The following is a 19,993-nucleotide window of genomic DNA, read 5'->3' as shown; positions in this document are numbered from 1 at the left end:
CAACCCGACCTTACCGGCGAACTGTCGATGACCACCGCAAAGCAGCTCGCTCGCTACAGCGCTGTTGAGGGCGCGCTCGCGAGCGGCTTCGCTACCGCCGAGCTACACCACCTGTGGGGACGCGACCAAATTGCTCAGGGCTATGCTGCTACAGGCGTTCTATTCGATCCGCTCGGAACGGCTCCTGATGGAGCGGCTGGAATACGATCTTCTGTTCTGCTGGTTCGTCGGCATCGGCGTTGACGACGCGGCCTGGGATCACTCAGTCTTCTCGAAGAAGCAATAGCTCACATGCTGGTTCTTCCATTGTCATGAGAATGTCTCCCTGAAGAAAAGCGCAAGGTTGGCCAGAAGCCAAAACTTACGACCGAATGAATCAGAAGGTCTTTCTCGTCCGACCTCAAACCAACGCCTCAAGGCAGGCGGATCGAATAAATTCCCTAGGGGAGAGTCCTCGTGAAACAGCAGCCTTCGATATTGCGCTGCTCCCTCGCCCACCGCCCATTGGCCCAGCGGAAGCGGAAATCCCATCTTTTTCCGAGATAAAACGGACTTGGGCAAGACGCTCCGGTATTCGCTTCGTAAGGGATATTTTGAGACGTCAAGACGTTCGCTGAAGGAAGCGACCGGCTGCCAAAGTGCCTGGACGGAAGCGATTGGTGACCTCCACCTTAACCGCTGGGAGCCGGGTATTGCCATTGCGGCGGTTACAAGCTGGTGATCGGTGAAAGGAACGCGAGCTTCAATCCCAGCTACCATCGTGGTGTTGTCGACCATCTCCAGCAGCGCTGGCAGATGCGTAGAGACGAAGACACGTGATATTTTGCTAAAGAAGTCTCCTTCGGCCTCCGCAAATTGAGCCGCAAAATGATCGACGAGTTCCATCTCGTACTCCGTTCCCATCTGGCCATCGATAGCAAGCGAGCGGATCTCATCAGCCGGAAAGTACGTATAACGGTCCAAGAAAAACTGCAGCTGATTGCCATGGGCCCCAAGGCCAAGGCGCCGGCGTGCGATCTGGGCCAAGGAAGAGGGCAATGCGGCGATGAATTTGCTTCGATTGTAATCATATGGCGTCCGAAACAAGCGGCTATAGCCCGCGAAAATTTCGTCAGCACCCTCGCCGGTGAGTACGACCTTGTGCTCCTTCGAAATTGCCTTTGCGAGCGTATACATGGCGGTTTCGTTATGCATTCCAAGTGGATGTCCACGCAAACGGACCAGCTCTGCCACAGCCTCAATATCGGACGGTTCTGGAATTGGGACGACGCGGTGAGTGAGCCCGAACTCAGCGGCAACCTCCATGGCATAGCCCGTCTCGTCATATTCGGAGGGCTCGACCCTGCCGGTATAGCAGATGGGATGGATTCGTGAGCGAGCGCCGGCCTCATAGGCAAGGATGCTGGAATCAAGCCCGCCGGACAACAATACGGCCACCGGGACATCAGCTACCAGCTGGCGTTGAACGGCGCTTCCGAGCAATTCCTTAATGTCGGAGTCCGGCTTCGAGCGTGAGATGCCCTCAGACAAATCCCACCAACGTTCGGACCTGTAGCGCCCGCTTCTTATCTCGAGGAGATAGCCGGGCTCTAATTTGGAAATGCCAGCGTACAGCGTGCGGGATCCTACAACTGCGCGATAGGATAGAAAGCTGAGCGCGCCGATCATATCCGGTCCGCGCATGACCCCTGGCCAGCGAATAAGAGCATTCGGCTGCGATCCAAATACGAGTCCAGTATCGCAAATCGTGTAGTAAAGTGGCTTTACTCCTAACCGGTCCCGGGCGATGAGAACAAGGCAATTTCGAGGATCGAACAGCGCAAAGGAAAATATCCCGTCTAAGCGATCCAAGAATGCTTGTCCCCACGCGATATAACCGACAATCAAGACTTCGGTATCGGACGTCGTCAAAAAACGGTAACCCAATTGCTGCAATTCTTTTTTCAACTCACGATAGTTGTATATTTCTCCATTGTACGTAATTACCACTCCGGTCTCGTTATCGCGAAGAGGTTGATTGGCTCGAGAATTAAGATCGATAACGGATAGCCGTCGATGTGCGAACGCAACCGAACGATCAATGTATAGACCTCTGGCATCTGGTCCGCGATGAGCAAGAGCGTCCGCGCAATGCTCTACCGCCTCCGCGGAGACCGGCATACCTTCCTCCTTAAGGACTATCCCGAAGATTCCGCACATTAATGTCGCTCTCATATACAAGTGATGCCGACTGCGTGCTTGGCTTGTGGCCGATCATCTGGATGCAGCCATCGCCGAACCAGAACCGAGCAAGCGGATGGTCGTAATGACGGTACATGGGCGCGAGAAAGCGCCGAAGGTTGTGGAAATTTCTTGTATACCTTGAGATCCTACGAATGTTGTCGAAGCCGCACTCGACAAACCAGTCTCGGATTTGCTCCTCTGTAAATGAGAACTCGTGGTAGGTTGGCGCCTGGAAACGATCCCGAATCGTCACAAACAAATCATCGTCGAAAAGACTTCGGAAGAATTTGTTTTCGCCAGGGATATGTTCTCTTTCTTCATTCTCTTTTACGTTTAACAGCCAGTCGATGGCTTGCCGTGCGGTGGATCCATTCAGATTGTCGATCGCGCTGCGAAATTGTTCATCATTTTGGTAGAGTTCTCGCAAATGGTTGATGCATCGATAGATGACGCCGTTTGCGGTGCCCATGATGGTCAGAAAGAAGCTGCCCCCGGGACGAGTTACGCGGGCAAGTTCCTCGAAGCCTTTTTTCGGATCGCTGGTGTGCGGCAGAACCCCGGCGCAATGAACAAAATCGAACCTCCTTTCGTCGAACGGGAGATCGAGTACACTGCCGGCGACCAATTGCGAGCGTGGCCCGAAGCGGCTAAGCCGTTTGCGCGCGCAATCCATCCAATCGTCGCCCAGTTCAAGTGAGACGACGCTATGCGCTCCCTTTTCAAGAAACGCATAAGACGCGTTCGCATTCGAGCCGCAGCCCGCGTCTAAGACGTCAAGGCCGCGGAAGCTACCGGCTGCCAGGCCGAAATATTCCTCCTCAATGAGGGAGACCAGCCTGTCAAATATGTGAGGATCATTCTCCTGGTCGCGCTGATAGTGATCGAAGACAGTGCGTGTGCGGATTTCGAAAGAGCTTTCCATGCTATTTTCCTACACTTTACGATGCAGGTGGATTTGCGAGCAGGGCGAAAGACCCCGCAGCAACGAGTGTAAGGTTGGCCAGGCGCAACCAGTTGCCGGTACCAGGAAATCTGAAATTTGAGAGATGTAGCAGGGACAGAAGCAACGCCGCGCCTATAATGAGACTGCCAAGGTGAGGGATTGCCACATAACTGTTTGCGGCAAAGAGGGCGGCCAACACGAAGAGGTCGTTGTTCAACGGCAATCCTCTGCCGAATCCGTCATCGTCCAGCCCGAACGCAGAAAAATAGCTGAGGCGGAGGGCCCCTGACAGGACAAGGCAAACCGCAGCGAACAGCGACGGAATAGAGAACGCGTTGAAAGACAAGAGGAGAACTGCCGGAAAGACAGCCGCATAGACCAAATCCGCTAGCCCATCGAATGCGGCTCCCACCTGGGCCGTCAAAGCCGAACGGCTCGGGGAATGCTGCGCGACCATGCCATCGGCATCATCCGCCAGAAGCGCCCATAAGGCGAAACAAATGCCAAGCTCGAAGCGTCCGACCAAGGCAAAATAGATCGCGGTCGTGGCGAAGATCAGCCCAAGCGCGGTGATGGCATTTGCAGCATCGAAGAGATAGCGGATCATCTTGCTACTCTCCGGCGGCGGCTGCGATGTGGCCGGAGCCGCATCTCGCAGATCGCTCGACTTTGAAAATCCTCTCGGCTGCGCGTAGGTCTTCTTCGCTGTCGATCTCATACCATCTCAGATCATCGCATCGCGCCGCCGCAAGCTGCAGTCCGTTGCGCTCGATAAGGATACCGAGCAGCTCCTCGGTATAAGCTTTGGTCGCACCCGAGCCGATGATGTCGCCAAGGACGGGGACGATCTTTGTTCGGAGATCGGCGCCAGAGAACCGGATAAGGTTCATCATTTTGAAGAGTGGCGGACCGCCTGAGGCCAGGCTTGCTGCCGTCTGCTTTAACCGGACCTCGGATATGAAGCCGTCGCTGGAAAGAATGGCTGCGGAGCCTTCCATAGATGGATCGAACGGCGCAACGGCAGCGGTATTTGCCGCGTCGCTCATCATCAGATAGCGCAGAGCATCTTCTTCGAAGAAGACGTCACCTTCGAGGAGGTAGCAGTCTCCGGAAAGGAGCGCATCGCGCGCCAACCAGAGCGAGTAGGCACTGCCGGTCCGGTCGAAAACCACCGACTCGACATAATTGATCTTCAGGCCACCGAAGAGACTGCCGCATGCATATTGGATTGCGTCCTTGCGATAGCCTATGACGATAGTCGCCTCTTCAACGCCGACCGCTTCCAGGTTTCGAAGCGCGTTGTGTAGTATGGGCGTGCCATTGACCTCCACCAGGGGCTTCGGCCGCAGATCGGTCAGTGGACGCAGACGAGAGCCGAAACCCGCGGCTAGAATGACGGCCTTTTTAGGGGCCGCATGTGTTCCCCTTCTGTGTTCCGCGATCTTGCGGGGTCTTTCCCAAGCGTTGAGCACCTCGACGATGCGGCTCAACCCGGCTTCGAGCTTTGCTGGCGGAGTTCCATAGGAGAAGCGTATGGCAGCGGGATCGCCGAAGGCGGTGCCGGGCACCGTTGCAACGCCGGCTTTGGTCAGCGAATGCACTATCTTGTCCGCGTCGTCAGGGATCACATTCCACGGCTCGCGCGTTAGCAGGTTCGTTAAATCGAGATAGAAGTAGAAGCCGCCCTGCGCCTTCGGCACCGGTACCCGCGTTAGCGATGAGAGCACGTTGAGACCGATTTCCCTGGCGCTGGTCAACTGCGATCGCAGTTGGCGCTCATAGCTGCCGTCTCCTCGCTCTAGATGCGCCAACACGGCATGCTGGGCGATGACATTCGGATTTGATGTGGTGTGCGATTGCAGCGCCTTCACGGCGTTGATGATCTCCTTTGGACCGGCGAGGTAGCCAATTCGCCATCCGGTCAGTGCCAAAGCCTTGCTGAAGCTGTTGACGATGAGCGTCCGAGGCCTAACCTCCGGAACAACGGAGACGATCGCGTGATGGGTATGATGCCCGTGGACGAACTCGCCATAGCACTCATCGAAAATGATCCACAAGTCGCGATAGATCGCGAGCTGGGCCATCGCCATCAGCGTCTGTGCGTCATAAACAGCACCCGTGGGATTACCAGGCGTGTTGATGATGATTGCCCGGGTCCGGGTGGTGACTGCAGCCTCGATGTCTTCGACCCGCGCGACATAGCCATTGGAGCGGGTTTCGACGAAGACGGTTTGCCGCCGGCGATCAGCACTTGCGCCGGGAAAGTCGACCAGTAGGGCGTCGGGATGATGACTTCGTCGCCTGGGTTGAGCACCACCATAGCCGCACTGAAGAGCGCCTGTTTGGCCCCTGTCGTGGTGATGAGCTCTTCGGCATTCCACATCTGTCCGGTATCGAGAGACACCTTTTTCGCCAGCGCCTCGCGCAGTTCCATCATGCCAGCGGTATCGGTATAGCGATTGACACCTTTGCGGATGGCCTCGAACGCACCGTCGCGAATTGTTGGAGCAAGGTCACTCCAGATTTCACCGGCCGTTAGATCAATGATGTCATCGCCAGCATCGGCAGATGCCCTTGCCGCCGCCCGCGCGGCGGCGGTCCCCGATGAACGGAACAAGCTTGTCCGTTTCGCAAGCATGTTGCGCCTCCTCGTCTCGTTTCCTTTTCAGAAAAGGGCGGTTTAAACCGGCTGACGGACGCCGCTCGCCTTCTGTGGTAGATATCTCTCTTCGGCCGCAGCCAGTTCCTGGTATTTGAGCAAATCGAACACTTCGTCCAGCGTTGCCACCTCACTCTCAATACCGGCGATTGTTTCTTCCCGAACGATCCGACCGCAAATATGGCGCATGGCAGCAGTGGCGGCGCGCAAGTTGTGGTTGGCCCAGATCACCATGGAGATCCCTGCGGCGCGATACGCGGAGAGCGGCGTGCGGTAATATTTCGTTGGTACGATGACGACTGGAAGCAGGTTCTGCCAGGCGCGGGTGAAGGCGAAGATCTCGTCGGCGTCGGACCTGCGGGAATGGATGAGGATGGCATCAGCCCCCGCCTCGGCGTAGGCATAGGCGCGCGCCAGCGCCTCATCCATTCCGCGGCCGGCGATCAGCGCCTCAATACGCGCGACCAGCACGAATTCCGGATCCGGAATTCGGTCCTTGATCGCCTTGAGCCGCCCACAAAACTCCGCGGTTTCGGCGAGGGGGTGTCGGTCCCCCACGAACGAATTGATCTTTGGAAACACCTTGTCTTCGAGGCAAACGCCGCTTGCGCCACATCGGCGTAGTTTGCTGGCCATGAGGCGCGCATTATTGAAATTTCCAAATCCGCTGTCGCCGTCGACCAGGATCGGAATCCGCACAGCATCTGCCATACGCTCTACAACATTGACAACCTCGGACCAGGAAGCTTCGTTCGCATCGCGATAGCCGAGACTTGATGAGATCGACAGGCCTGACGCCCAAAGCACCTTGAAGCCCGCGCGCTCCACGATCGCGGCTGAGAGACCGTCGTGCCCTTCCATAGCAAAAGTGAGCTCGCCGGCTGTGATCAGTTGAAGCAAGCTTTCGGCCGTCCGACCGGCGGAAGCCATATTTTGTGTAGGCTGTTTTGGTACACCGCTGTGCATCATCATACCTTCCCCTTCCAAACAGCCATAATGGCCGTCGATCATTATTATTCAAGTTAAAATAAGATTATTGTCAGTAACGCTTATGCGCTATCGATTTCATGAACATGTACATTATGCTTCATTTTTGTTCATACATTTCACATCTGGCGCCGGAAACAGGCAAAGGAAACTGCGCGTCTGCAGTTCGTCTTGATCGTCTGGGCTCCTTAGGATCGATGGCGGCGATGCATTCGCGGCCGAGCTAGCGGATTGGCGAAAAACTCCACAGCCGTTCGGGATTGTCGCCGCATATGGCAGCATTGACCGATCCTGGACGAGCCGTCAGCGCCGCGATCGCGCTTTACGGGCAAGAAGCTGCGACTGCCGCAGCGTATTGCGCGTTGGAAGCGAATTTTGCCGGCCGGGCTCAGGATTTCCGCTTTTTGTGCTTAGTGTTCCGGCAACTGGCCGCCAAAGAGGCCATTCAATAATGAACGAGTCGCCAAGCGAGTGAGCAAAGTCGTGCGCCACCGGTGCCATAGCGGCACCGACCTACATCCGCAACGGGTCGAGACGGCGCAACTATGGACTCTCTGCTCTGACCGACGCATTCTTCCCCGAGGGAGAATGGGCTTGGACAGATCACGGCACGACTATCGGTCTGACCAGTGGCGAAAGCGCACTGGTGCCAAGCGGTCACGCGCACGGCGTTGGGGACCCATCCCGCTGCGGCTGATCTTTGTGACTCTGGCTGCTGCTGGCGCGTTGATGGTTCAGTTGGCCATGCAGCACGGCGGCCGCATGCCCGAGATCAGTCTGTCGAATCTGACCCGGCCGAGCCCTCCACCGGTCGCCGGCATCGCCTCCGTCGTCGACGGCGACACGATTGAGATCCACGGTCAGCGCATTCGCCTTAACGGAGTCGATGCGCCGGAGAGCAAGCAGTATTGCGATGACGCGAAAGGCTTCGAATATCCCTGCGGACGCCGTGCGGCTGAAGCGTTGAACGCCTTCTTGGCGACCTCCAGGCCAGTTCACTGCTCGTTCGTCTCCTGGGATCGCTATGACCGGTTTGTCGGAGACTGCCTGCGCTCCGATGGTGCCGGCTTGTCCGCTTGGATGGTTGAGCACGGCCAAGCCTTGGATTGGCCCCGCTACAGCCACGGTGCGTACGCACCGCAACAGTTGAAGGCGGAAGCGGCGAAGGTCGGTATTTGGGCCGGCAAGTTTCAAGCGCCTTGGGAGTGGCGAGCGGAGCATGCAGATGGGGCGACCCCGTCGGGCCCACCACGAGGTATCGTCAGCCGCAGGCTGCTCGCGCAGACGGGCTATTCGTGTGAGCCGCGGCGGATATGTTCTCAAATCAGCTCATGTGATGAAGCCAACTGGTATCTCGCAAACTGCTCATGGGGAGGCAAGTTGGACCGAGACAAGGACGGTATCCCCTGCGAATCGGTTTGCTAGGGAAAGCTCGTTCGTCGCCTGAGACTTGGTGACCGGCCCGGCTGCCGCGCTTTTTTAAACACACATGGCTACACCAGTCCACACGATCTTGTCCGCGACGTGCCTCAATGACCACGCCCGCAAACATCAGTTGACGCTTCCGATCGGGCGGCCCCGCGAAGAGCTTCCCGCCCGGAAAGCCGGGCACGTTAGCCGGTTAGGCAGACAACATATTCGCGCGTCCCGGTCAACCTTACTTGAGTGAAGCACACACGCTGAGTGGTTGACGAAGCACCGATGAGCTCCAAAGGAAGGGCGCCCGCCTTAGGGGCGCGTCCTCAGCTCCTCGACATCGACGGCGCTCTCGAAAACATACCCGGCGCCGCGCTCGGTGCGGATATACTGCAGGTTCGAGCGGTGTGCCAGCTTACGGCGAAGGCGCAGGATCAGCACGTCGATGCTGCGGTCATAGACCTCTTGATCATAGACTCTGGTCGCCTTCAGAAGCTGCTCGCGCGAAAGCACTCGGCCCGGGTTCTTGAGGAACGCCATGAGCAGGTTGAACTCACCCGCAGTCAGCTTCACTTCAAGACCCGTGCCTCGACGCAAGCGGCGGCGTTTCGTGCTGACTTGCCAGTCATCGAAATTAAAGATCGCGTTTCGCTCACGCCCCGGTCGCTGGCGCACGGCAGCGCGCACGCGGGCCAGGAACTCCGGATGGCCAAAGGGCTTAGTGATGTAATCGCGGGCGCCGGTTTCGAGACCGACCACCTTGTCGGACTCATCCAGGTAATCGGCGCTGATGATGATGATCGGCAGGTCCCTGTTGGCGCCAAAATCCCGAACGAATTGCAAGCCGTCCTGTCGACCGAGGCTCAGATCGACAATTGCCAGATCAAGTGCTTCAGAAACCATCTTGCTGGCGGCCTGTTGGCCGTTTTCGACCGCCCTGATCCTAAACTCATGCTTGGACAGGAGATCCACCAGCAGTTCTCTCGTTGAAGCGTCCTGACTCAAAACGAGAATGTTCTTCATGGTTACTCCTGTTGGATGTCGCTTTGGCTTCTGCGACGATCAGGCAAATTAGGCAGGGTCCGCAGGTCGGACAATCTTCGTTGGGCGCATGACACAATAGCGCAGGCACATAGGTCCTAGGCGGGACTGCCACTGTGAACCAGGAACCGAGTTCGCCAAGCTTCGCGTGTTCGGCCGTTTCTCCGATTTAGCTCAGGGCGTTTGTCCTGCCCGCCTGTGCGACATGCCGGTCGTTGGCCCAGCCGATCCCCTCCCCTGCGGCCCTGAGGCTAGCGTGATGAGGCCTTCTGCGCCTGCAGCGCGCATCTCCCAATCGATTCAGCCGCATTTCATCTGAAACCCCCAAAAGATTGACATTCCAGACGTAAAGGTGGATCTATTCGGCAGTTACAGTGTGTAGAAATATCCACATAACCGACAATATACTTAATCAACGCTGTCTCTATTCCGTATCTTGCGGAACTTATATTCGGTGATCGCGAAAATAATGCACAGTGACTTAAAAACAACTGGAGCGAAGAGGCTCTCGTTGCGTATGCAAACGCAGGAGGTAGAAATGAGTAGACTGATCGTTGTATCCAACAGGGTTCCGCTGCCCGATAAAAAAGGGGTGCCGCCCGCGGGCGGAATGGCCATCGCGCTGAAAGCGGTGCTCAAGAAAGAGCACGGCTTCTGGATGGGCTGCTCGAAGCAGGTGGTAGCCGACGACGCCACGCGGGAGCTGACACCACTGCAAGATGACGGCATCAATTACCAGCTTGTTAATCTCTCGCAGAAGGATGTGGACGAATATTATGAGGGCTTCGCGAACAGGGTTCTTTGGCCGATCTTCCACGGCCGTCCTGACCTGGCCGAATATTCCGAGGCACGAAGCGCCGGATATCATCGTGTCAACACGCGGTTCGCAGAGCTGCTGAAACCTCTCCTGCGCGATGAGGATGTCATTTGGGTGAACGACTATCACTTGATTCCGCTTGCCGAAGAGCTGCGTAAGCTCGGCTGCAGCAACAGGATCGGCTTTTTTCTGCACATTCCATGGCCGCCGGCGGACATCTTCTCTACTGTTCCGAAGTGCGATACTTTGCTGCGCGCGCTTTCGTTCTGTAACCTCGTCGGCTTCCACACGGATTTCGATCTCAGCAACTTCCTCGAATGTCTGGATCGCGAGGAGCAAGGGAAACGCGTCGAAGAAGGTTTCTACCAAGCCTATCAGAACGAGTTTCGCTGCGGCGTCTTTCCAATCAGCATAGACACAGCGGAGTTCGAAAGCCTCGCAGAGAATGCAGCCCTCAATGCGCGTCTGCAGGAGACCTATCCGAGGATTGCCGGCTATGACATCGCGATCGGCGTCGATCGCCTCGATTATTCGAAGGGTATCGAGAAACGCATCGTCGCCTTTCGTGATTTTCTGCGAAACTACAGTGACCGTGTCGACAAGACGTTGCTGCTGCAGATCACCCCGGAATCCCGGGCAAGTATACCGGCATATAGGGCGGTCCAGAAGGACGTCGCCGAACTGGTCGGGCGCGTTAATGGAGAATTCGGAACCATCGACTCGGTCCCCGTGCACTACATTAACAAGTCAGTCGGTCAGTCGGAGCTGGCCGGCCTCTACAGGAAGGCGCGCATCGGTTTGGTGACTCCGCTTCGCGACGGGATGAATCTGGTGGCGAAGGAGTATGTCGCTTCGCAGGATCCATTGGACCCGGGCGTTCTCATCCTTTCGCGTTTTTCCGGTGCCGCCAGGAAGTTGGACGCAGCGATGCTTGTCAATCCCTATGACACGGAGGAGATGGCGCGCACCATGGAAAAGGCCCTCGTTCTGCGGGTAGAGGATCGGATTGACCGCTGGAGAGCGATCATGACGATTCTTCGCGAGCATGACGTCCATAAGTGGTGCAGCGATTTTCTCTCGTCACTGAATCGACACTAAGCCCTTCCTGGGCCCAGCCTAGCTCCAGTGTGAGGCTGGGCCCAGGCAGCCTCCACATTGCCGAGTGCTTCTCCCCTAATCGCGCGTGGCCCAGGAGGTGCTCGTTCACCCGCACCGACTGTGTCGTTTCACTGATCGAGACCGGTCACCTTCAACCACGCCGAACCAAGTGGCGAGGGCCGCCCGCAACGCCCACACCATCAAGACGATAGCGTGAGCAGACCGCTAGAAAAATAAGGAGAGGCGAATGGACCTCGTTGATAGCAGGGATCGTGCAAGCAGGAGCGAGCGGCCGCCACGCATTGTCAACGGCGCGCGCGCCACACGGCAACAGCGGATGCTGGCGTCGATTGACCTGAAATTGCTGTTGTCTTTTGAGGCGCTGCTGGAGCACCGCAACGTCACGCATGCGGCTCGGCATATGAGTGTCAGCCAACCGTCCATGAGCAGATCGCTGATAAGGCTGCGTGGAATTTTCAATGACGATCTTCTGGTGCGTGGATCGAGCAGTTTGGTTCCGACGCCACAGGCCGAGCGCCTGGCCAAGCTCCTGCCGCCGGTCTTGAATGCTGTCCGCACGATGATCGATCGCGATTGCGCCCTAGGTGCATGGCGATCGAAAGCGACAATGGCGATGCCCGATCACCAAGCGCTGATTTTGCTGCCGCCTCTCTTACCAATTCTGCGCGAGCACGCGCCTTATCTCCATATCGTCACCGATTCGCTTCTAGGCGGCGCCCTCAGCCGGCTTGAACGAGGCGAAATCCATTTGGCCGTCGGCCAAATCGATGCTGCGCCACTGGGCTACTTGCGCCGTACGCTCTACGCCGACCGCTTTTCCTGCCTGCTACGCCAGAACCATCCAGCCCTGGCGCGGGAGTGGACGATCGAGACCTTCGCGACATTGCACCATGCTGCCCTTGCCTCGGACTCCAAGGACGGGTTTGGCCGGGTGCATGACGAATTGGTCAAATTAGATCTCCTGGATCGCGATCCTGTGCTGGTTTCCAACATATTGACGGCAGCCACGGCAGTCGCGGCGAGTGATCTGGTGCTGATTGTGCCTAGGCGCGTGGCTACGCGGATCGCTGCCCTGCTCCCTCTGGAGATTGTCGATCCGCCCGTGGAACTGACCCCCTACGAGGTCGCCCTGATTTGGCATGAACGGTGCCATCGCGACCCGGAGCACCGCTGGCTGCGGCACGAGATCACCGCAGCGGCTTCACAAACAGAACTGACGCAAACAGCACCAGTGGCAGCACAATAACGGAAGCGCACTCCAAAGGCCCTCCCTTCTTGAACGCCATTCGATCGAGAAGAGGCACGCAATCATCTGACAGTCAGGCTTCTGGCTCTCCAGAGGCTCACACCTTTAACAACCACTCCAACCCTCACATAGGAGAATAAGATGTCCAATGTATTTTCACTTGATGTCAAGGAACGCGAAAAAAGATATTCTGAGGACATTTACAAGTCTTCTCAAGCATTTTTCCACGCGAGTCCTCTGCTTCTTTCAATGCCAAATGCCGCACCTCCGACGGACGACATGATCGCTAACGATCAAGGGGTTGTACAATTTTATCTCTTCGGCCACAAAACACGTGATCGGATGTATAGCGAAATCTTAAATGAAAACCAGGACAATCTTTTATCGATTGGCGGGCTCGTTTACGACTACATGCATTCCAATTATCCGAACATCGACGCGGAAAAGCTAGATATCAGCGTCTGGGCAGACGTCCTCAACAACATTCCAAATCTTTCGATCGGAGCGCGAAACCAGAAAGGTTATTCGAAAGAAGTTTTCGGCACTTCCGTTTCAGCCACGTTCCTTTCCTTGGTTGCCCAGGCGATCATCACTGATGGGGCATCGCTGCTGACCGATTTCGAGTGTTTCCTGACCGCGATGGGAGACATCATTTTCAGCGCCAGTGCCAAGGCGCAACAATACAAGGCGCTGACATGCACCTACCAGAGCTACCTTCTCGATAATGGTGCAGGCGGATATTACGATTATGGAGCGATCGTTCTTCGCCAGATCGAATTCAAACAGAACTTTCTTGGGCTGAAATCCTGCTGCTCGTCGACGCAACGCGTCAATGTCGACATCGAGTATGTCGAGGTCGTGAGCATCGTCCAGGCACGCCGGATCCGAAAAGGCGGGCCCGACTATGAAAACTTCCAGGAGCTCGTGAATGCGAACTCCACAAGTCAGTTCAAGAGGGCGAAGAATTTCTTCAATGGCGGCTCGACCCCGCAAAATGATATCAGGCCGCAGGTCTGAGGGCAGTTCCAGCCAAACGATCCCGACGATCGGCGGTAACCATCCGCCGATCGTCCGCTATCGAACACGAGAACCGCACCACGTCGAAAACCGAGAAAACGAATTTCCCAAGGGCTCGAAACACGCAATATGCTTCCTCTATAGAATTTGTATAATTGGCTAGCCTTGATCCTGTCTTCGCGAGTGAAGTTGCACGCCAAAGGAAAAGGGCCGGCCATGACCACCCCTGCAATCGTCGGACTTTCCGGCAGCTACACCTCTCCCTCGCGCACCCTCATACTGGTCGAAGAGATCGTCAGGCGAACGGCGCTCCGATATGACAAGACCTCCGAAATTGTCGACATCGGCCAGTTCGCCCCCCATCTGGGCGCCGCAGTGCGTCTTTCCGATCTCAATGCGGCCGCAAGGAGGCTTGTTGACCGCCTGCTTCAAGCCGAGGCCTTGGTCGTCGCAAGTCCTGTTTACAAAGGCAGCTACACCGGCCTTTTCAAACACCTGATTGATCTGATGGAGCCCACTGCATTCAACGGCAAACCGGTCCTTCTCGCTGCAACCGGCGGTGGGGATCGCCATGCACTGGTAATCGAGCATCAGTTACGGCCGCTCTTCGGCTTCTTTGAAGCACGCACACTTGCGACCGGAATCTATGCCTCGGAACGGGATTTTGCCGATCCGACTTCCATATCCCTCGCCCTGGCCGAGCGGCTCGAACGCGCGATCGGCCAGTTCGCGCCATATCTGGAGTCGCGAACTCCAAACCTGTTGTCCTCGCACTCCAATGTGCCCGAAGCAACCAGTGCGGTTAGCCGAACGCGAGGGCGCTCGTTCACCCGAGTTCCTCTCGCAAATTTGGGGTGACTGACTTCCGCGCACCTCTTCGGACAGCGGTCCAATCCCCGAATTATCCGGTCCAGCAGCTCACTTATCCACGGAATATACAATGACCAGGCCAATTCTCGTCGATGCTTCCATTCCTGAATCCGATGTCGCTCCCCTCACTGTGCGTGTTGGCGCGGAAATTCACAACATCCGCCTCTCCGGCGATCTGCCGCATGCGGTGGTGGCGGCGATCAACGACCTTCTGCTGCGCCATAAGGTGGTGCTCTTCCGCGACCAAGGGCATCTGGACGATGCCGAGCAGGAGCGCTTTGCTCAACGGTTCGGCCAGTTGGTGCCACATCCAACTCAAGGTCCTGTTGCGGGAACCGCCTCGATCCTTGAGCTTGATTCGAGCCGTGGCGGCGGGCGCGCCGACCAGTGGCACACCGACGTCACCTTCGTCGAAGCCTACCCAAAGTTCTCGGTTCTGCGCGGCGTCGTCATTCCGCCGGCGGGTGGCGACACGATTTGGGCGAACACCACCGCTGCCTATGAGAGCCTGCCGACTGCACTGAAGCTGCTGGCCGACAATCTTTGGGCGGTACACTCCAACGCATATGACTACGCAGCCGTTCGACCGCGGGCGACTGAGGCGGAGCAAAGGCACTTCGACGAGGTGTTCACCGCGACGGTCTACGAGACCGAACACCCGGTCGTACGGGTTCATCCCGACACGGGCGAGCGCACGCTGCTTCTCGGCAATTTCGTGCAGCGCTTTGTGGGGCTTTCCAGGAACGATTCCCAAAAACTTTACGAGCTTTTCCAAGCCTACATCACCGCACCGGAAAACACCGTCCGCTGGCGTTGGCGGGCAGGCGATGTGGCGATCTGGGATAACCGCGCCACCCAGCACTACGCGGTCAATGACTATGGCGACCAACGCAGCGTTGTGCGCCGCGCGACCATCAATGGCGACGTGCCCGTTGGCATTGATGGCCGGCGTAGCGCCACCAAGGCTGTCAAACCGGCGACCGCGAAAGCGGCCTGAACCCAGGCAATCCCTCCAGTCCGCAATGAGAGAACCGAGATGTCCAGAAAGATCAGACTTGGCGCATTCCTGCCCGGCGGTGGACAGCACATCGCGGCATGGCGTCATCCCGATGCGCCAGCAGATGGCGCCACGAATTTCGAGTTCCACAAGCAGCTGGCGCTGACCGCCGAGCGCGGCCTGTTCGACGCCTATTTCCTCGCCGACAACCTCACCGTCGGCCTCGGCGCCCGCGAAGGCGGCAATGCCAAGATCGCCGGCTTCGAGCCGGTGACGCTGTTTGCGGCCCTGGCACCACTGACCACGCATCTCGGCTTCATCGCCACGGCGTCCACCACCTATGAAGAGCCCTATACGCTCGCCCGAAAGTTCGCCTCGCTCGACCTGTTGTCCAATGGCCGCGCCGGCTGGAATGTCGTGACCTCGGCCGGCGACGAGACCGCGCAGAATTTCAACCGCGACACCCAGCCTGATCACGCCGACCGCTATGCAAGGGCCCACGAGCATGTCGAAACGGTCAAGGCGCTGTGGGACAGCTGGGAGGACGACGCTTTCATCCGCGACAAACAGTCGGGCCGGTTCTACGACAAGGACAAGCTGCATGACATCGATCACAAGGGCGCGCATTTCAGCGTCAAGGGCCCGCTCAACGTGCCACGCCCGGTGCAGGGCCACCCGGTGGTGGTGCAGGCCGGACAATCCGAGGACGGGCGTGGGCTCGCCGCGCACTCGGCCGAGGTGATCTTCACCGCCCATCAGAAGCTCGAGACGGCGCAGGAATTCTACCGTGACATCAAGGCGCGCGTCGCTGCCGCCGGCCGCGATCCCGGCCAGGTGGTGATCATGCCTGGCGTCGCCCCCTTCGTGGGTCGTACCCAGGAAGAGGCACAGGCCAAGTACCAGCAGCTCAACGATTTGATCCAGCCGGAGGATGGCGTGGCTTTGCTCAATGGGCTCGCCGGGCAGACGCTCGACATCAGGGGCTATCCGCTCGACGGGCCGCTGCCGCCGAGTAAGGAAACTGAGGGCATGAAGAGCCGTCAGGCGCTGATCCGCCAGATCGCCGACGAGCACAACTTCAGCATCCGCCAGCTCTATCAATGGGTGGCCACGGCGCGTGGCCACTACACCATCGTCGGCAGCGCCACTGATGTCGCCGACCAGCTGAAAGAATGGTTCACCAGCGAGGCCGCCGACGGCTTCAACATCCTGCCGCCCTGGCTGCCCGGCGGGCTCGACGATTTCGTCGACCTCGTCATCCCCGAACTGCAGCGGCGCGGCTTGTTCCGCACTGCCTATGAAGGCCGGACGCTGCGCGAAAACCTCGGGCTCAAGCGGCCGGTGAACCCGTGGACCGCAGCGCGCTCGACCGTGCTGGCCGCGGAATAGAAAGGAAAGGCAAGCAGACTTTGCAACACATCGAACGGCCGGTCACCATCGCTATGCAGGGCAGCGGAACCAAATCGGATTTGTTGCTCGCGGGCCGCCTGGCGGTCGGCCGCTTCCTGTCCCGCTATGGCGTGCTCGCGGCATTCCTGGCCCTCTGGCAGATGTCGAGCAGCATGGGCTGGGTCAATGCAGCTGTGCTGCCACCCATCGACACGATCGCCGCGGCTTTGTGGAAGGGCCTGGCGGGCGGCAGCTTGCTCGGCGACATCGCCATCAGCCTGCAACGCGCCGGCTTCGCTTTCATGGCGGCCGTCGCGGTTGCCATTCCGCTTGGGCTTTTGATGGGACAGGTGCGCGCGGTCGAGACGGCGCTCGATCCGATCGTGCAGCTGTTCCGGCAAACCTCGGCACTGGCGCTTTACCCCGTCTTCATCCTGCTGCTCGGCTTGGGCGAAGCTTCCAAGATCTTCGTCATCTTCTGGGCGACACTGTTTCCGCTGTTGCTCAACACAATCAGCGGCGTCAAGGAAGTCGATCCGAAACTGCTCGAAATGGCGCGCGTCTATGGCGCCACGCGGCTGACTGTCTTTGGCCGCGTGGTGCTTCCGGGAGCCCTGCCTTCGATCTTCGTCGGACTGAGGCTGAGCGCCACAACGGCCCTGCTGCTGCTGATCGCGTCCGAAATGATCGGCGCCAACAAGGGCATCGGCTTCCAGGTGATGAACGCGCAATACAATTTCCAGATCCCGCTGATGTTCGCGGCAATCGTCACCCTTGCTGGTCTCGGCCTGGTCGCCAACCAGGGGCTGGTCATGATGCAGCGGCGGCTGTGCCGCTGGAGCGATCGTTGAGATCGAGGTTCGAAACAGTCTCCAAGACTCTGCAAACCGAATTTCACTGCAAACAGGAAACCAGATCATGAAACTCACCCGCCGTACCCTGCTTGCCGGCGCCCCGTTCGGGGCAGGCCTGTTTGCCGCCGGCCTGCCCGGCTTCGCCTTCGCTGAAGCCGCGCCGGTCAAATTTCGCTACCTCGGCAGCCGTGGCGGCATCTCGCCGCATGAACTCGCCGACGAACTCGGCTACTTCAAGGGCCTCGGCATCGAGCTCGAAAATGCCGGCTACTCCGGCGGCGGTCCGGAATCGCTGTTCGCGCTGGCCTCGGGCAGCGTCGATCTGGGGTCCGCCGCCACGCCGGCGGTGATCAACTCGATCGCCGGCGGCAACGACTTCGTTGCCGCCTATCCGAGCAACGGCATCAACCAGCAAGTCAAGAGCGTCTTCTACGTCCTGGAGGACAGCCCGATCAAATCGATCGCCGATCTCCCCGGCAAGACGATCGCGGTCAATACACTGGGTGCCCATCTCGACTTTACGGTTCGCGAGGCGCTGCACAGCGTCGGTCTGTCACCGGATGCCGCCAAGCTCGTCGTGGTGCCGGGGCCACAACTTGAGCAGACCTTGCGCTCACGCCAGGTTGACGTCGCTGCCCTCGGCTACTGGCAGGCCACCTTTGCCGGTGCGCTGGTCACCAACGGCGGGGTGCGCGGTGTGTTCAACGACATCGACGTTCTTGGAGAACTCGCCGGGGGGTTCGTCATTCTTCGCCGCGACTTCATCGCGGCACATCCGGAGGCCGCCCGCAACTTCGTCCAACAGTCCGCACATGCGGCCGACTGGTCACGCCAGAACCCGGGCGAAGCGCGCAAGGCGCTGGCCACCATCCTCGACAGGCGCGGTGAAAATGGCGATCTGGCCCGCTACTGGACCGGCTTTGGCCTGCGCGAAGGCGCGCAAGCCACCGACCGCGATATCGACTTCTGGATCAGCGTACTGGAGCGCGACGGGCGTCTCGCCAAGGGCAAATTGAAGGCGGCCGACATCCTGTACCGGCCAGGCGAAATCAAGACCAACTGAGCACAGAGATGACCAGCACGAACCGCAGCGGAGAGGTCAGCATCCGCGACCTTTGCAAATCCTTCGTCATCGGCGGGCGTCCGCTCGCCGTGCTGAGAACACTGAACCTCGACATCAGCTCCGGCGAATGCCTGGTCATCGTCGGCGCGAGCGGATCGGGCAAGACCACGCTTTTGCGCATCCTTGCCGGGCTTGAAAGCGCCGACAGCGGCGATGTGGCCATCGACGGTCGGCCGGTCAGCGGCGTCGGTGCGGAGCGCGCGGTGATTTTCCAGGAGCCGCGCCTGCTGCCCTGGCTGACCGTTCTCGGCAACGTCGCTTTCGGGCTGGAAATACGCGGCGTGCCGAAGCGAGAAGCCGAGGAGCGGGCACGCTTCTATATAGCACTGGTCGGCCTCGCCGAATTCAGCGATGCCTGGCCGAGCCAGCTTTCCGGCGGCATGGCGCAGCGTGTCGGCATCGCCCGGGCGCTTACTGTCCAACCCGAAATCCTGCTTCTCGATGAGCCGCTCGGCGCGCTCGACGCCATGACCAAGATCGGCATGCAGGAGGAACTGGCGCGCGTCTGGAGCGAGGAGAACGTCACCATGGTGATGGTCACCCATGATCTTGAAGAGGCGATCTACCTTGCCGACAGGGTGCTGATCCTGCCCAAGGAGAAAGATGGCAAGGCCCGCCTGATCGACATAGACCTGCCCCGCCCACGCGGCCGCAGCGAAAGCCGCTTCGTGCGCTACCGCGAGGAACTGCTGCACGAGTTCGGCCTACACTGATCGAGGGAGGTCGAACGTCGAGACCACGCGCTTAGTTTTAAACGCTCGCAGTTCACGGTCGGCTCAAGAAGGTTTCCGAGCAAGGCCGCAGCAAAGCCTCGCCGACCAGTGCCTGTCGGACGATCCGACTGACGCGGCGGACCGTGCAAGGCACAGTATCGGCGGCGCGTTTTGATCGCATTGATGCCCATTTCAATGACGGTCGCCGCCTTTGTGGGGGGCGGTCTAAGATGCAAGAAATGGGCCTATACTCCTGCTCCTTCTGAAGAAGGCTATAGCCCTCAGCGAACATCACTTCGTCTGGGTTTGCGCCGTCCGTCGCGCCTTGACTTGCGACCGTCGACGGCCTATCCAGCCATTGTTAGCACTCTGCCTAGGTGAGTGCTAATCGCGCTCCCGGCAACGGGGAATCGTCCACATCCGCACCAGGGAAATCCAAAATGGCAAACTCCAAGTTCCGCCCGCTTCATGACCGCGTGGTCGTTCGCCGGGTCGAATCCGAATCCAAGACCGCCGGCGGGATCATCATCCCGGATACGGCAAAGGAAAAGCCGCAGGAAGGCGAGATCATCGCCGTCG

At 58.6% G+C, this 19,993-nt stretch carries 17 protein-coding genes and 3 pseudogenes; 13 read left to right on the top strand and 7 right to left on the bottom strand.

What is annotated here, in order from left to right; genetic code table 11:
- Window positions 1–127 precede the first annotated feature (127 nt).
- A pseudogene (locus tag O7A61_RS23245) lies at window positions 128–283 on the top strand (transposase); the annotation flags it as partial.
- 26 nt (window positions 284–309) lie between these two features.
- Here O7A61_RS23245 and asnB read toward each other — a convergent pair.
- The 6 genes and pseudogenes from asnB to aepX all read right to left on the bottom strand — a co-directional run bounded on the left by asnB (window position 310) and on the right by aepX (window position 6,755).
- Window positions 310–2,160, bottom strand: a complete 1,851-nt coding sequence (gene asnB, locus O7A61_RS23240; protein ID WP_337131794.1) for an asparagine synthase (glutamine-hydrolyzing) — start codon at window positions 2,158–2,160, stop codon at window positions 310–312.
- Between the two features lie 10 nt (window positions 2,161–2,170).
- Entirely contained in the window at window positions 2,171–3,145 is a 975-nt protein-coding gene (locus tag O7A61_RS23235; protein WP_337131793.1) for a class I SAM-dependent methyltransferase, read from the bottom strand.
- 16 nt (window positions 3,146–3,161) lie between these two features.
- Complete coding sequence (locus tag O7A61_RS23230) at window positions 3,162–3,773, bottom strand: phosphatidylcholine/phosphatidylserine synthase (protein ID WP_337131792.1); 612 nt, start codon at window positions 3,771–3,773, stop codon at window positions 3,162–3,164.
- Between the two features lie 4 nt (window positions 3,774–3,777).
- Window positions 3,778–4,608: a phosphocholine cytidylyltransferase family protein gene (locus O7A61_RS23225; RefSeq protein WP_337131798.1), complete on the bottom strand. Its 831-nt coding sequence runs from the start codon at window positions 4,606–4,608 to the stop codon at window positions 3,778–3,780.
- 12 nt (window positions 4,609–4,620) lie between these two features.
- Window positions 4,621–5,804: pseudogene (locus O7A61_RS23220) on the bottom strand (aminotransferase class I/II-fold pyridoxal phosphate-dependent enzyme); the annotation flags it as partial.
- A 42-nt stretch (window positions 5,805–5,846) separates the two neighbouring features.
- The gene (gene aepX / locus O7A61_RS23215) at window positions 5,847–6,755 is read right to left on the bottom strand and encodes a phosphoenolpyruvate mutase (protein ID WP_337131797.1); all 909 of its coding nucleotides are present in this window, start codon (window positions 6,753–6,755) and stop codon (window positions 5,847–5,849) included.
- Window positions 6,756–7,084: 329 nt separating this feature from the next.
- Here aepX and O7A61_RS23210 point away from each other — a divergent pair, with 329 nt between their 5' ends.
- Both O7A61_RS23210 and O7A61_RS23205 read left to right on the top strand, forming a co-directional pair.
- Entirely contained in the window at window positions 7,085–7,264 is a 180-nt protein-coding gene (locus tag O7A61_RS23210; RefSeq protein WP_337131791.1) for a hypothetical protein, read from the top strand.
- 142 nt (window positions 7,265–7,406) lie between these two features.
- Window positions 7,407–8,237, top strand: a complete 831-nt coding sequence (locus O7A61_RS23205; protein WP_442921016.1) for a thermonuclease family protein — start codon at window positions 7,407–7,409, stop codon at window positions 8,235–8,237.
- Between the two features lie 303 nt (window positions 8,238–8,540).
- On the opposite strand, the gene O7A61_RS23200 is transcribed toward O7A61_RS23205, so the two are convergent.
- On the bottom strand, window positions 8,541–9,251 hold the full coding sequence (locus O7A61_RS23200) for a winged helix-turn-helix domain-containing protein (protein WP_337131789.1): 711 nt from the start codon (window positions 9,249–9,251) through the stop codon (window positions 8,541–8,543).
- Window positions 9,252–9,807: 556 nt separating this feature from the next.
- Between O7A61_RS23200 and O7A61_RS23195 the strand changes: the two genes are divergently transcribed.
- The 10 genes and pseudogenes from O7A61_RS23195 to O7A61_RS23150 form a co-directional block, all read left to right on the top strand.
- Window positions 9,808–11,184, top strand: a complete 1,377-nt coding sequence (locus tag O7A61_RS23195; RefSeq protein ID WP_337131788.1) for an alpha,alpha-trehalose-phosphate synthase (UDP-forming) — start codon at window positions 9,808–9,810, stop codon at window positions 11,182–11,184.
- A gap of 247 nt (window positions 11,185–11,431) precedes the next feature.
- Window positions 11,432–12,451: a LysR family transcriptional regulator gene (locus tag O7A61_RS23190; RefSeq protein ID WP_442921103.1), complete on the top strand. Its 1,020-nt coding sequence runs from the start codon at window positions 11,432–11,434 to the stop codon at window positions 12,449–12,451.
- 141 nt (window positions 12,452–12,592) lie between these two features.
- Window positions 12,593–13,468 carry a hypothetical protein gene (locus tag O7A61_RS23185; RefSeq protein WP_337131787.1) on the top strand — a complete coding sequence of 292 codons (876 nt, stop codon included), beginning with the start codon at window positions 12,593–12,595 and terminating at the stop codon, window positions 13,466–13,468.
- 216 nt (window positions 13,469–13,684) lie between these two features.
- Entirely contained in the window at window positions 13,685–14,326 is a 642-nt protein-coding gene (gene msuE / locus O7A61_RS23180) for an FMN reductase (RefSeq protein ID WP_337131786.1), read from the top strand.
- A gap of 82 nt (window positions 14,327–14,408) precedes the next feature.
- Entirely contained in the window at window positions 14,409–15,335 is a 927-nt protein-coding gene (locus tag O7A61_RS23175) for a TauD/TfdA dioxygenase family protein (RefSeq protein ID WP_337131785.1), read from the top strand.
- A gap of 39 nt (window positions 15,336–15,374) precedes the next feature.
- Window positions 15,375–16,724 carry an LLM class flavin-dependent oxidoreductase gene (locus O7A61_RS23170; RefSeq protein ID WP_337131783.1) on the top strand — a complete coding sequence of 450 codons (1,350 nt, stop codon included), beginning with the start codon at window positions 15,375–15,377 and terminating at the stop codon, window positions 16,722–16,724.
- Window positions 16,725–16,777: 53 nt separating this feature from the next.
- Window positions 16,778–17,575 carry an ABC transporter permease gene (locus O7A61_RS23165; RefSeq protein ID WP_337131795.1) on the top strand — a complete coding sequence of 266 codons (798 nt, stop codon included), beginning with the start codon at window positions 16,778–16,780 and terminating at the stop codon, window positions 17,573–17,575.
- Between the two features lie 67 nt (window positions 17,576–17,642).
- The gene (locus O7A61_RS23160) at window positions 17,643–18,641 is read left to right on the top strand and encodes an ABC transporter substrate-binding protein (RefSeq protein WP_337131782.1); all 999 of its coding nucleotides are present in this window, start codon (window positions 17,643–17,645) and stop codon (window positions 18,639–18,641) included.
- A gap of 8 nt (window positions 18,642–18,649) precedes the next feature.
- Window positions 18,650–19,414, top strand: a complete 765-nt coding sequence (locus tag O7A61_RS23155) for an ABC transporter ATP-binding protein (RefSeq protein WP_337131781.1) — start codon at window positions 18,650–18,652, stop codon at window positions 19,412–19,414.
- Window positions 19,415–19,854: 440 nt separating this feature from the next.
- Window positions 19,855–19,993 (top strand): annotated as a pseudogene (locus tag O7A61_RS23150) (co-chaperone GroES); the annotation flags it as partial.

Source organism: Mesorhizobium sp. Cs1321R2N1, from assembly GCF_037179725.1.
Taxonomy (GTDB): Bacteria; Pseudomonadota; Alphaproteobacteria; order Rhizobiales; family Rhizobiaceae; genus Mesorhizobium; species Mesorhizobium salmacidum.
Note: the sequence above shows the minus strand (reverse complement) of the source record. Positions and strands in the feature narration are given on the sequence as shown.